At 38.4% G+C, this 13,964-nt stretch carries 8 protein-coding genes; 4 read left to right on the top strand and 4 right to left on the bottom strand.

Going from position 1 to position 13,964, the window contains the following annotated elements; genetic code table 11:
- Positions 1-30 precede the first annotated feature (30 nt).
- The 4 genes from recQ to pbpD1 all read left to right on the top strand — a co-directional run bounded on the left by recQ (position 31) and on the right by pbpD1 (position 7,272).
- The gene (gene recQ / locus GL301_RS13960; protein ID WP_003725310.1) at positions 31-1,803 is read left to right on the top strand and encodes a DNA helicase RecQ; all 1,773 of its coding nucleotides are present in this window, start codon (positions 31-33) and stop codon (positions 1,801-1,803) included.
- Positions 1,804-1,826: 23 nt separating this feature from the next.
- Positions 1,827-3,980, top strand: a complete 2,154-nt coding sequence (locus tag GL301_RS13955) for a DNA topoisomerase III (protein WP_014929276.1) — start codon at positions 1,827-1,829, stop codon at positions 3,978-3,980.
- A gap of 108 nt (positions 3,981-4,088) precedes the next feature.
- The gene (locus GL301_RS13950; protein ID WP_003740321.1) at positions 4,089-5,756 is read left to right on the top strand and encodes a CocE/NonD family hydrolase; all 1,668 of its coding nucleotides are present in this window, start codon (positions 4,089-4,091) and stop codon (positions 5,754-5,756) included.
- Between the two features lie 178 nt (positions 5,757-5,934).
- A complete protein-coding gene (pbpD1, locus tag GL301_RS13945) occupies positions 5,935-7,272 on the top strand; it encodes a D-alanyl-D-alanine carboxypeptidase PBPD1 (RefSeq protein ID WP_003734219.1) in 1,338 nt (445 codons plus the stop codon).
- An 80-nt stretch (positions 7,273-7,352) separates the two neighbouring features.
- Here pbpD1 and GL301_RS13940 read toward each other — a convergent pair whose 3' ends face one another.
- The 4 genes from GL301_RS13940 to GL301_RS13925 form a co-directional block, all read right to left on the bottom strand.
- Positions 7,353-8,300 carry a glycosyltransferase family 2 protein gene (locus GL301_RS13940; RefSeq protein ID WP_003725306.1) on the bottom strand — a complete coding sequence of 316 codons (948 nt, stop codon included), beginning with the start codon at positions 8,298-8,300 and terminating at the stop codon, positions 7,353-7,355.
- Between the two features lie 10 nt (positions 8,301-8,310).
- On the bottom strand, positions 8,311-10,164 hold the full coding sequence (locus GL301_RS13935; protein WP_003725305.1) for a DUF6020 family protein: 1,854 nt from the start codon (positions 10,162-10,164) through the stop codon (positions 8,311-8,313).
- A 179-nt stretch (positions 10,165-10,343) separates the two neighbouring features.
- The gene (locus tag GL301_RS13930; RefSeq protein WP_003725304.1) at positions 10,344-12,116 is read right to left on the bottom strand and encodes an ABC transporter ATP-binding protein; all 1,773 of its coding nucleotides are present in this window, start codon (positions 12,114-12,116) and stop codon (positions 10,344-10,346) included.
- Positions 12,116-13,837, bottom strand: coding sequence for an ABC transporter ATP-binding protein (locus GL301_RS13925; protein WP_003725303.1), 1,722 nt, complete (start codon positions 13,835-13,837; stop codon positions 12,116-12,118). The genes GL301_RS13930 and GL301_RS13925 overlap by 1 nt, the downstream gene beginning before the upstream one ends.
- Positions 13,838-13,964: the final 127 nt, after the last annotated feature.

The raw sequence follows: 13,964 nt of genomic DNA, 5'->3' as shown, positions 1-13,964 counted from the left end.
GTTTCTATAGAGGAGGCGTGAAAAAAGATAATGATAGAGCAAGCAAGAGCTATTTTACAGCAAAACTTTGGTTATCAAGATTTTCGGAATGGACAAGTAGACGTCATTTCGAAACTTTGCGCGGGAGAAGATACGCTAGCAATCATGCCAACGGGTGGCGGGAAGTCACTTTGTTACCAAATCCCAGCACTTCTTTTTGACGGTTTGACCATTGTTGTTTCTCCACTAATTTCACTTATGAAGGATCAGGTAGATGCGCTAGTCTCAGAGGGGATTGCAGCTACTTTTATTAATAGTACACTGACTAATAGAGAAATAGATATTCGACTGGATGCTGCATTTTCAGGTGAGTTAAAGATGCTTTACATTGCTCCAGAACGCATTGAAACGCCAGGTTTTCAGCGTTTAATTGAGCAGGTACCTATTTCATTATTTGCGATAGATGAGGCGCACTGTATTTCGCAGTGGGGTCATGATTTTCGTCCTAGCTACCTGACGCTGTGCGATAGTTTGGATAAAATGACCAGACGTCCGCTCGTTATCGCGCTTACTGCGACAGCGACGCAGGCTGTTTCAGACGATATTTGCCGATTGCTAAAAATAGGAGCAGATTCAGTCGTTAAAACTGGATTTTCCAGAGATAATTTGGCTTTTCAAGTAGTGAAAGGGCAAGATAAAGATAAGTATTTGATTGATTATTTAACAAAAAATGTAACGGAATCCGGAATTATTTATGCTTCGACTCGGAAAGAAGTAGAGCGGCTGCACACTTTCTTGCTAAAAAAAGGTGTTGAATCTGGTATGTATCATGGCGGAATGACCGATTTAGCACGGAAAGACTGGCAAGAGAAGTTTCTATATGATGATATTCGAGTGATTGTGGCGACGAACGCGTTTGGAATGGGAATTAATAAATCTAATGTGCGTTTTGTTATTCATTATAATATTCCGCGCAATATTGAAGCGTACTATCAAGAGGCGGGTCGTGCTGGGCGAGACGGGGTTCCAAGTGATTGTATCTTGTTGTTTTCCCCGCAAGATAGCCGCATCCAGCAGTTTTTAATTGAACAATCCGAAATGGACGATGAGCGCAAACAAAATGAATTCGCCAAGCTACGCCAAATGACAGGGTATGGTTATACGGAAATTTGTTTACAGAAATACATCGTGCAGTATTTTGGAGACGACGAGGAAAACTGCGAGAAATGTAGTAATTGCTTAGATACAAGGGAAGCCACGGACGTTACAATTTTAGCGCAACAAGTTTTTTCTTGTATAAAAAGAATGGGTGAGCGTTTTGGGAAAGTATTAATTGCCAAGGTTTTGACAGGTTCTGCTGATCAGAAAGTGAAAGATTGGCGCTTTGACGAACTCAGTACTTATGGATTGATGAAAGATGCTTCCCAAAAAGATGTGTTACAACTAATTGATTACCTTACAGCAGAAAAATATTTACAACCAACTGATAGCCAATTTCCTTCCTTAAAACTGACGGATAGAGCCGTTTCGGTTTTACGAGGTGAGCTAAAAGTGGAAAGAAAACAAGCGAAACGGGCTGAAAAAGTTAAAATAGATGTAAATAGTGACCTTTTCGAGAAGTTGCGGGAAGTGCGGCGGGAACTGGCAGCAAAACACAAGGTGCCGCCATATATCATTTTTTCAGATGAAACGTTACGTGAAATGTGTGCATATATGCCGCAAACGGAAGATGCACTGCTTGAAGTCAAAGGCATTGGTGCGATGAAACGCGATAAATACGGTGCAGAATTCTTGGCTGTACTGCAACAAGAGGCATCGAAATAAAATAGAAGAGAGGGTTTTGACAGATGACAAAAACATTAGTACTGGCAGAGAAACCGTCTGTCGGTAAAGATATCGGCCGGGTACTCGGGGCTAAACAAGGTAAGAACGGCTATTTAGAAGGTGGAAAATATGTAGTAACTTGGGCGCTTGGACACCTTGTAACACTAGCTGACCCTGAGCGCTACGATTCGAAGTATAAAAACTGGAATATGGAAGATTTACCAATGCTTCCAGAGAAAATGAAGCTAGAACCAATCAAGCAAACGAGAAAGCAATATGAAACGGTTAAGAAGTTAATGAACCGTACAGATATAACCACGATCGTTATTGCAACAGATGCAGGTAGAGAAGGAGAACTTGTAGCTCGCTGGATTATTGATTATGCGAAAATCAAGAAGCCTCTAAAAAGACTATGGATCTCCTCTGTAACGGATAAAGCGATACGTGAAGGCTTCGAACACTTAAAACCAGGGAAAGCTTATGAAAATCTGTATCACTCTGCAGTCGCTCGTTCTGAAGCTGACTGGGTGGTAGGAATCAATGCTACGCGTGCGTTGACAACGAAATATAACGCACAACTTTCCTGTGGCCGAGTGCAAACGCCAACCCTTGCAATGATTCAACATCGTGAGGAAGAAATTCGTAATTTTAAACCACGTGAGTACTATGGAATTACCGCGCTAACCGAACAAGAAAGTTTCACGTGGAACAATGGGCAAACTTTTGATAAAGCTTTAGCAGAAAAACTAGTAAAGTCTTTACAAGGGGAAAATGCGGTAATCACAGACGTTTCTATGAAAGAAAAGAAAAATTTCTCACCAGGTTTATATGATTTAACCGAATTACAACGCGATGCGAATAATAGATATGATTTTTCGGCGAAAGAAACGCTGAATATTATGCAAACATTATACGAGCGCCACAAAGTACTAACGTATCCACGAACAGATTCGCGCTTTATTTCAACAGACATTGTCCCAACACTAAAAGAACGTTTAGCGGCCTGCGGGGTGGGTGAAAATGCAAAAGCTGCTCGTCAAATCAGCGGAAAACCAATCAAAGCGAACAAATCATTTGTAGATAACAGCAAAGTGAGCGACCATCACGCAATTATTCCGACCGAGCAACCTGTTTCCCTCGGAGATTTAAGCGATAAAGAACGGAAAATTTATGACCTTGTCGTCAAACGCTTTTTAGCAGTGCTTTCAGACCCATATATTTATGAAGAAACCTCTGTTAAAGCTAAAATCGGCCAAGAAGAATTCACTTTAAAAGGTAAAGTTGTCAAATCCCTTGGTTGGAAAAGTATTTACGGAGAGTCGCGCGAACCAGATCAATTAACTAAAATGAAAAAAGGCGACACTATCCCAGTTAAACGAATCAATTTAGAGACGGGGAAAACAAAACCACCAGCGAGATTTAACGAGGCAACTTTACTTTCAGCTATGGAAAACCCATCTAAGTACATGGAAACAACGAACAAGGCGCTCGCCAAAACACTGGGTGAGACAGGTGGACTTGGAACAGTTGCAACTCGTGCAGACATCATTGAAAAACTTTTCAATAGCTTCTCCTTAGAAAAACAAGGCAAGGACATTCATATTACTTCCAAAGGACGCCAATTGCTAGAATTAGTGCCCGAAGATCTGAAATCCCCAGAACTAACGGCGCGTTGGGAACAAAAATTATCTAAAATCGCAAAAGGCGAACTAGATTATCGTAAATTCACTGAAGAAATGCGTAACTATGCGAAAAAAGCAGTAACTGAAATTAAACAAAACGATAAAAAATTCCGTCACGATAACATTACTTCACAAAAATGCCCAGACTGCGGTAAGCCGATGCTAAAAGTGAAAGGCAAACGTGGTACGATGCTAGTTTGTCAGGACCGTGAATGCGGTCATCGTGAATCTGTTTCAAGAACGACGAATGCTCGTTGCCCTAATTGTCATAAACGAATGGAAATGCGCGGCGAAGGTGATAAACAAATTTTTGTATGTGTTTGTGGACACCGGGAGAAACTATCTGCCTTCCAACAACGTCGTGACAAACAGAAAAATAAAAATGTATCCAAAACAGATGTAGCTAAATTCATGAAAAAACAAAACAAGCAAGAAGATGGGCCGTTTAACAATCCTATGGCAGAAGCGCTTGCCAAATTAAAGCTAGATAAATAAGAATGGACAAAGCGACCCACTCATATTGAGTGGGTCGCTTTGTTTGACATAGTCTGTCGTATACGAAACAATAAAAGAGAAATCAATACTGAAAAGGAGATGTTTCACGTGAAACATAATCAATTAATTATTGAAACGGATGTCCCAGCTGAAATGCGCGATGGTGTAACGCTTTACGCAGATATATATCGCCCAGCAGACGCGGGGGAATATCCAGTTTTACTTACAAGGTTACCTTATAGTAAATCATACGGGCTTCACTTTATTCGTCCTAATATTTTGGCGGAGCAAGGTTATGTTGTTATTGTTCAAGATGTTCGTGGCAGATATACGTCAGAAGGAGATTTTGTTCCATACATAGCAGAAGTTGACGATGGATATGATACGATTGAGTGGGCTGCGAACCTGCCTTATGCTAACGGAAATGTCGGCATGTTTGGTTTATCTTATTATGGTTATACGCAAATTTTAGCCGCAATTAGCGGGAACAAACATTTGAAAGCCATTGCTCCAATTATGGCTCAAAATAGCATGACAGATGTTTTTAATGACCACGACGGCGCTTTAGAACTTGGAATGTGGGAAACTTGGAATCTAGAGTCCATGCTTCCAAACATGCTAGCCCGTACTTATAAAACGCAAGATGAATTAGAAGAAGCAGTGAACACATTAATGAAAAATCTAGACAATTTAGACGCACTTTATCAATTTAAACCTTATAAAGACTGGCCAGCAATCGGTCAAAATGAAATGCCTTACTTCTCTGAGTTATTAAATTATGAACCAACACATAACCATTGGCAAAAAATCGATGCAAAAAGCAATTATGATAAAATTAATGTACCAGGTCTCCATGTAGCAGGCTGGTATGACTGCTTTTTAGATAAAACAATCGCTAATTTTCAAAATGGTCACTTGCGAGGTCTTGGAGATAAGCTCATCATTGGTCCATGGACGCATGCTAATTTCACTCAGATGATTGGCGACCGTGATTTTGGAATGGCGGGCACTAAATGGGGAGAGGCGAATATGCATGCTAGACATATAGAATGGTTCAATCATTGGTTGAAAAAAGAGCCTTTACCAGCATCAGCGCCTGTTAATTATTTTGTGATGGGGTTAAATGACTGGAAAACAGCTGAAAACTGGCCTCCTCAAAATGCAAATATGACACCATTATATTTTAAAAATGAAAAAGTGAGCGCAGAATTCACACCTCCTACAACATCTTCAGAAGCAAAATTTAGCTATGATCCAGAAAATCCAGTACCATCAAACGGTGGAGGGACCTTACATAAGGCACTAAATGCAGATGGACCTCGTGACCAACAACAAATTGAACTTCGTGAAGACGTTCTTTGCTACTCAACGGAGCCACTAAAAGAAGCAATCGAAGTTACCGGATCAATTCAAGTGAAACTTTGGGCCAAATCAGATGCACCTAACACGGATTTTACAGCGAAATTAGTGGATGTATTTCCAGATGGAACGGCTTTTAACTTAGCAGATGGCATCATCCGGGCGGCCAAGCAACATGGCGACAATGTGCAAAATAATATTAATGAATACACTATCGACCTTTGGGCAACAAGTAATTTATTCCAAAAAGGTCATCAAATCCGCGTTGAAATATCTTCTAGTAATTTTCCGAGATTTGATCCAAACCCAAATACAGGCGATAACTTTATTAATTCCACTGAAAGCCAAATCGCCAACCAGACGATTTATCATAGTCCTGAATTTCCATCACATATTCTTCTGCCAATCGTTCGCTAGAAATTTTGGTTTTTTGGGCGAAAAGTTTTATATACGGCACTACTAAATCATGGTAAAATATGAAAGTATCCGTCAAAAAAATGAAACTTATTCGAAAAGGGAATTTTTATGATAGGTTTCTTTATTAAAATATAGATAAAATGAGTTAATAATTTACTCAAATGAAGGAGAAGTTGCAGTGAAAAACATAATTAAAAAAACAGGGATTGTAATCATGGCAGCATCCCTTGCAGTAAGTGGCTTCTTAGTAAGTCCGAAAGCAGCACAAGCCGCGGAAGCACCAAATGTAAATGCAAACGCAGCAATCGCAATTGAAGAAAGTACAGGTAAAATTTTATATTCAAAAGACGCTGACAAGCTAATGGGCATCGCATCCATGACAAAAATGATGGACGAATACTTACTACTGGAAGCAATTGACAAAGGACAAATTAAATGGGACGACAAAGTAACCATTTCTGAATATGCTTACAAAGTTTCACAAGACACATCACTATCGAACGTACCACTTAGACTTGGCGAAGAATACACTGTACAAGAATTATATGAAGCAATGGCGATTTACTCTGCAAACGGAGCAGCAATTGCTATTTCCGAAAAAATTGCAGGTTCTGAAAAAGAATTTGTCGATGCTATGAATAAAAAAGCGGACGAACTTAATCTAGGCGAGCACCAATTCGTTAACGCTACGGGCCTTAATAACGAAGACTTAAAAGGCGGTCAGCAAGTAGGTGGACCGAAAGACGAAAACAAAATGACAGCTCGCGGCATGGCGAAGTTAGCAAAACACTTAATAAATGATTACCCAGATGTACTTAAAACCGCTAGTACAACTAAGAAAGAGTTCCGAAAAGGTACATCAGACCAAATTGATATGACAAACTGGAACTGGTTATTACCGGGCTTGATTTACGGGCGCAAAGGTGTAGACGGTTTGAAAACAGGAACAACTGATTATGCTGGAATGTGCTTGACTGCAACCGCTGTACAAGATGGAATGCGAGTTATCACAGTCGTACTCCATGCAAATGGTGGAGCGCCTGGCGAGCATACAAGTGCTCGTTTTGATGAAACAAACAAAATGCTCGATTATGCTTTTAATAATTTCAAAGTAAAAGAAGTGCAAAAAGCAGGATCAAAAGTAAAAAATCCTTCTACAATTGCAGTAGATAAAGGAAAAGAAGATACAGTCGGACTAGTTACAAAAGATGCAGTGAAGCTAGTTGTACCGAAGAATGGCAATGAACCTAAGTTAAATACAAAGGTAACTATGAAAGAAAAAACAATAGAAGCACCAGTTAAAAAAGGTACGGAAGTTGGTAAAATGGAAGTATCTCTAAAAGATGGCGACAAGTTAGGCTATGTTGACGGAAAACAAACAGAAACAATTGACGTACTAACTGCTAGCGACGTTGAAAAAGCGAACTGGTTCATGCTCTCCACACAAGCAGTAGGTTCTTTCTTTACAGGCATTGGTAATTACGTTTCTGATGGTGTAAAAGGGTGGTTTAATTAACAGTAGAACAATTGTAGTACCGATATAAATAAAAGAGTCGATTTCCTGAATTAGGAAATCGACTCTTTTATTGGCTAACTTTAGTTCAATGGATTTCTTTCGCGGTATTTAACAAGTTCTAAGAAGTAGCTTTGTCTGCTTCTATGAGCTATCGTATCAAGGATTAATCCACAAATGAAGAACAGCATACCCATTATGATTAAACCAGTTGCAAGTAATGCACTCGGAAATTTTAGTACCAAGCCAATTTGAGCAAACTGAATTATGACTGGCAAACCAACTAGAACTCCTACAAGCACAAACAAAGAGGCTAATAAATTGAAAAATAAAAACGGACGACTATTTTTAAATAATCTTACAATCGTCATAATTACTTTGAAACCATCAGAAAAAGTGTTTAGTTTTGATTCACTACCTTCTGGACGATCACGGTAATCAATTTCAATTTCTTTCACTAAAAAGCGATTTTCCAATGCGTGAATGCTCATCTCAGTTTCAATCTCAAAACCAGGGCTTAAAACTGGCATAGTCTTAACAAAATAACGATCAAAGCCACGGTAGCCTGTCATGATATCTCTCAAATTACTTTTGAAGATACGATTAATTGTATTACGTACTAGTGAGTTACCAAAGTCATGAAAATTTCTTTTATTTTCTTCAGTGTAGGTACCATTACTCAGACGATCACCAATAACCATATTAGCTTCCTTATTGCGAAGCACCTCTAATATTTCATGGCAGTATTCTGCTGGATAGGTATCGTCACCATCGACCATTAAATAGTAATCAGCATCTATATCCGCGAACATAGAACGTACTACATTACCTTTACCTTGGCGCATTTCTTTTCGAACGATAGCACCATGATCTTTCGCTATTTCAAAGGTTTTATCTTTAGAATTATTGTCGTACACATAAATATCCGCATTTGGTAATTCTTTCTTAAAATCATCAATTACCTTACCAATTGTAAGCTCCTCGTTATAACAAGGCAAGAGTACAGCTACTTTCTCATTTAGAATTCCCATTATTCTCTCCTTAAAATTGATTTTCTTTGTAATTTTTTAATTTAGTTGCAAAAAAGACAATAGGCACGGTGAAAATAAAACTATAAGAATATCTAAAGTCTGTTGCTGGCATTGCGATTGCTATAGTAATAAGTGCCATTACTACAGGTGCAAAAATAAGAAGTTTCTTTTTAGGACGTTGGAGGCAGACGGCAGCAATTGCTATTATGAGCAATACTAATGGAATGGCTCCTTTTAATAAATAATTTTGCCACTCATTTGTTGTTTTTGCATAAATGCTATCTGTTATTTTCTTCAGACTTGGAGCTTTAGATATTGAAATAAGTGGATTAGTAGAGTCATCAATCCGTCTCTTATACTCATTGTAGCTAACAGCATCTTTTCCAGTTGCATTTTTGTATTCATTTTGATAGACTTCATATCCTAATTTATTAATCTCTTCTTCCGATAAACCTTCTGGGAAGAATTTGGCGAATGCTCTCACATCATATCTTGTATCTTGAATATTCGCTGAAGTATCAAAGAATACTTTATAATTTTCTGGAGAATAGAATTGCCAAATGACTGCTGTTTGATCTAAATAAGCCCCTACATAAGTACCGAAATTAGCCGTTAAGAGTTTGAACCAATTTTTAATGTATAGTCCAAAATCATCTTCAATGACGGATGAATTGTATTTGGTATCATGCTTAATTGGGTCTACAGTATAAGGGTTGTAATCTTTTTTCCAATTTTCTTCAGGTAATATGGAAGTGAAATACTCTTTTAATTCAGGAGTAAAGTTTCCATCATTGTAAAAAGTAGCCCCAATTTGTTGGGAAGGAATTGCTAGCGCTTGGTTTAATGGATTAGGTTGCGCATTAAGCCCGTTTGTCATAACCAGACCAAATAAAAAATTCAGTCCCAAGGTTCCAACAAGAATACCGGTAATAATAAGACGAAAGTTTTTCATGAAAATAAGCAAGCACAGAAGCGATACGATGATAATCATCATTCCATTGTTTCGTAAATTTATACAAACAAAAGCTACTAAAACAAAAGCGATAAGGTGCCACCAATTTTTCAGCCACATTCCATTAGATTGTACTATTTTTAAAATTAAAACGGTGAAAAGTAATATAAAGGCTGCAAATGGAAAATCTTTCCATGCTGTTGCAGAATAAAACATTGCTGCAGGGTAAATGGCATAGCCGATTGAAATACAAACACCAATCCAAATATGCGCGCCCATTTTTACAAGAGTATAAATAGCAAAGCCAACGATTAATGAAACAACAATTATTTGAGAAAAAATGTAACTCGAAGGTGAGTCGTAAATCGCACTTGTTGTTTCTATCCACAAAGTGTGTAAAAGCGGATGCCACTGACTATATTGGCGAATACCGTGAGCCATTCCCCATTGGTAATAGGAGTCAAATGTCATTTTTGCTGGATAATAGGCTAGAAATGAAATCATCCAGACCACGAATGGAATACTCGTAAATAGTGCGAAAAATGGCCATTTTACTTTGCGATTCGGTCTTGCTTTATATTCCGTTCGCATTTCAAGTAATAAAAGTAAAACAAAGATAGTGATTACAAGAAAAGTTCCTGCTAAAATAATACTATTAAAAACAAAATTCCCGCCATATGGTCCACCATTGAATGATGAAGCCATCCAAAATAAACTAATTATTAGTGAGGTTATCAATGTTGACCATTGAAATTGAAAGTTTTTCTCTTGTCTAAAATAAAGAACCGTTAAAACTACTGCAAATAACAACCAGCTTAAAGTTAGTTTAAAGGTTTCTGAATAATAGCTAATAGAAATTAAACTTAGTAATAGTAGCAAAACCCCAACTATAACTCTTTTTTTATTTAACACTCTTTTTCTCCACTCCCTATATGAGACGTTACTATCCTTTAATATAGCAAAAAAAAGATGCTAGCGCAATTGAAATTTAAAGCGAGCCCTTACTTGAAAAAGATAAGGACTCGCTTTAAATTTACTAGTTAGACAACGTTTTGCCTGCCAGATAAATCACTCTTTGGAAGAGTGATTATTTATTCAATAACAAACTGATTATGATAAAGCTCAGAATAAAATCCTTCCGCCTTCATCAGCTCATCATGGTTACCTTGTTCAATCACTTCACCTTGATGTAGCACGACGATATGGTCGGCATCGAGGATGGTTTTTAAACGGTGGGCAATGACGAAGCTAGTTCGGCCAGAGATTACGTTGTCCATAGCTTTTTGGATGCGGCTTTCGGTTACGGTATCTACATTACTTGTCGCTTCATCTAGAATTAGAAGAGACGGATTTGTAATAATAGTTCTCGCAATACTCATAAGCTGCTTTTGACCAACGCTGAAAATATTGTTTTCATCACTGATTTCTGTTTCATAACCTTTTTCTAGGTTCATAATGAAGTCGTGGATGTTAGCTTGTTTTGCAGCGTTGATTACTTCGTCGTCGCTTGCTTCCGGCTTACCGAAAACAATGTTATCACGAATGGTTCCTGTGAATAGCACGGAATCTTGTAGCACGATACCGACTTGTTTACGAAGGGAATCTAGGCGAATATCGCGGATGTCGATATCATCAAAGAGAATCGCGCCACCATCGACATTATAGAAGCGATTAAGAAGGTTCATAACAGTTGTTTTACCAGAGCCAGTTGGACCGACAAGAGCAACCATTTTACCTTTACTTACATCAATCGAAACGTCTTTTAGAACTGGTTTTGCAGGGTCATAAGCAAAATCTACGTGATCTAGTTTGACACCTTTATTAATACCATCAATTGTTTGTAAGTTTTCGCGTTCTACTTCTTCTTCCTCTGCAAATACTTCACTAACACGGCGCGCACCAGTGATTGCTAGTTGTAGCAAGCTGTACTGGGACGAAATTTGTGTAAGTGGCATATAGAATTGTTGTGAATATTGAACGAACATAACGATTAAACCAAGAGCGGCTGTGCGTTCAAGGTCGCCGTTTAGAGCTAACCATCCACCGAAGAAGATAACAATAGCTGTATTTAATAGGGAAATACCTTGCATCATTGGGAAAAGTAAACCGGAGTAAACTTGACCTTTGTAAGTTGCGTTTTTAACGATATTGTTTTGTTTAACAAAGCCGTCAATTGTTTCTTCTTCTAAGCCATTTGTGATAATAATTTTTTGACCAGAGATTTTTTCGTCAATGTAGCCGTTAAGTACGCCTAGTTCATCTTGTTGAATATCAACGAATTTGCGGGCTTTTCGAATAATCACTGTCGCAATAATAATCGCAAATGGAGCAGATATTAGAGTAACGAAGGCTAGTTCCACGTTTTGTTGGAACATCATGATGATAACACCAATCATTAGCGCGACGTTGGATAGTACTTGGATCAATGCTTGGTTTAGTGTGTTGGAAATATTATCTAAGTCACTAGTGAAACGACTAAGCATTTCGCCATCATTGCGACTATCGAAGAAACGGATTGATAGTTTTTCCATCTTGCGGAAAAGTCCTATACGCATTCTGTTCGTCGATTTACCAGCTACCCCTGTCATAATGATACTTTGGATAAAAGTGGCAGCAGCGAGGAGTACGTAGCAGAGAATCAGCATCCAAATGATATGGATGAAGTCACTCTTGTCATCAACACCCGTTTGCATTAAATTAACAACGTAATCTCCAAGTTCTTGAACGGCGTTACCAATATATTGTGGTGCTTTTACTTGAAGGTATGTCGCAAAAACTACAGCAATTAAAATGACAAAAAGTTGAGGTTTATACCCCCGCAGATAGTGCCAGAAAAAGCGACTAATTTGTTTAAACTCTTTCATTATGCGGTTACCTCCTTGCCTTTTTGAGTGTCGTAAATTTCACGGTAAGTTTCATTTTCTTTTAGAAGTTCTTTATGGGAACCGACGCCAACGAGTTTACCTTTATCTAACACGAGAATTTTATCTGCTTGAATAACAGAAGAGATTTTTTGTGCAATGATGAAAGTCGTTGTGTCGTCTAGCTCTTTATTCAGCGCTTCTTTCACTAATTTCTCGGATTTTGCATCAAGCGCGCTTGTGCTGTCATCGAGGATTAGGACTTTCGGGGAACCGATAACGCCACGTGTAATCGAAAGGCGTTGTTTTTGTCCACCGGAGAAGTTGTTTCCACGTTCGGAAACAGGAGCTTCATAAAGTTTTGCTTGTTTGTCGATAAACTCTTTCGCTTGTGCTATTTTACTTGCGTGTTCCATTTCTTCTGCAGTTGCGTCTTTTTTACCATGACGTAAATTGTCTGCAATTGTTCCGGAAAAAAGAATCGCGCGTTGGAGCACGAAGGAAACAGTGCTGCGAAGCGTTTTTTTGTTGATATCTTTTAGGTTCGTTCCGCCGATAATAACTTCACCTTCCGTTGGGTCGTAAAGTCGGGGGATTAGTTGGGCAAGAGTGGATTTACCAGAACCTGTTGCACCAACAATACCGACCATCTCACCAACACTTGCTTTGAATGAAATATCTTCCAGAGCAGGCGTATCGTCACCGTCGTATTTGAAACTAACGTTACGGAATTCAACTGTACCTTCTAAATCTTGTTCTGGCGCGCTTTCATTGTAAGTAATATCTGGTTCTGTTTCCAGAACTTCGGTAATACGCTTCAAAGAAATAAGCGCACGAGAAGCCATCATCATCAGCATACCACCAATAATAATTGCCATCATAATTTGCATTAAGTAGTTCATGAATGATGCGATAGCTCCGATAACTTCAGGATTATCTGCAGCCATATCGCCTACAAAGAAAATAGAAACAACAATTGCTAAGTTAGAAACGAGCATAAATGCAGGAATCATTACAGAGAAAAGCGTTCCAACGATGATTGTGTGGCGAGTTAATTTGTCACTGACAGTTGTAAAGCGACTGATTTCATTATCTTCTTGCACGAAAGATTTAACTACGCGCATGCCAGCAAGGTTTTCTTTTGCAATAGAATTCACTCGGTCAATTAACTTCTGAATAATGGCAAAATGTTTACCCATAGACCCGAATGTGAATACAACAATCAGAACAACAAGAACAACGAGTACAATAATTACCCACCATAATTCAGGTAAAGTAAACATCGCTAAAATAAAAGCCCCGATGAACATAATCGGAATTCTCGTAAGCGATTGTAGTGAAAGCATCACTAAGTTTTGAACTTGGGTAATGTCGTTTGTTTGTCGAACAACTAGATTACCTGTCGAAAGTTTTTCGATGTTGCTGAATGAAAATGTTTGGATTTTACGGAAACTAGATTCACGAATATCTGCACCGACGCCTTGAGCGACTTTGGCTGAAAGTATTGTGTTTAGGATCCCGGCGATAAGGCCGACTGCGGCAATACCGATTAAAAGTGCGCCGATGGATGAGATTTCATCCATATCATCTTTCATGATGGCGTCTAGGACTTGCTGAAGTAACTTTGGTTGCCATAGTTGTGAGATAACCATGACTACTACAAACAGTGTAGATAGTGTCGCTTGTAGCTTGTATTTTTTTAGATGGTGAAACAATACTTTCATGATTTTCCTCCCTTGGAAAACGGAAATAAAAACGTGCGAACACATATTCTAATATAGATTGTGAAAATTTGCAAGTAATTTTTTCACAAATTATAAATGTGGCGAAAATATGGCGAATTTGACAAAT

The organism is Listeria sp. LM90SB2 (genome assembly GCF_028867355.1).
In the GTDB taxonomy this organism is placed as follows: Bacteria; Bacillota; Bacilli; order Lactobacillales; family Listeriaceae; genus Listeria; species Listeria monocytogenes_B.
Note: the sequence above shows the minus strand (reverse complement) of the source record. Positions and strands in the feature narration are given on the sequence as shown.

Excerpts from the sequence above, each read along its gene's own strand:
- GL301_RS13930 (WP_003725304.1), bottom strand. The coding sequence starts at position 12,116 with ATGAAAGAGTTTAAACAAATTAGTCGCTTTTTCTGGCACTATCTGCGG.
- GL301_RS13925 (WP_003725303.1), bottom strand. The coding sequence starts at position 13,837 with ATGAAAGTATTGTTTCACCATCTAAAAAAATACAAGCTACAAGCGACA.
- GL301_RS13955 (WP_014929276.1), top strand. The coding sequence starts at position 1,827 with ATGACAAAAACATTAGTACTGGCAGAGAAACCGTCTGTCGGTAAAGAT.
- GL301_RS13940 (WP_003725306.1), bottom strand. The coding sequence starts at position 8,300 with ATGGGAATTCTAAATGAGAAAGTAGCTGTACTCTTGCCTTGTTATAAC.
- recQ (WP_003725310.1), top strand. The coding sequence starts at position 31 with ATGATAGAGCAAGCAAGAGCTATTTTACAGCAAAACTTTGGTTATCAA.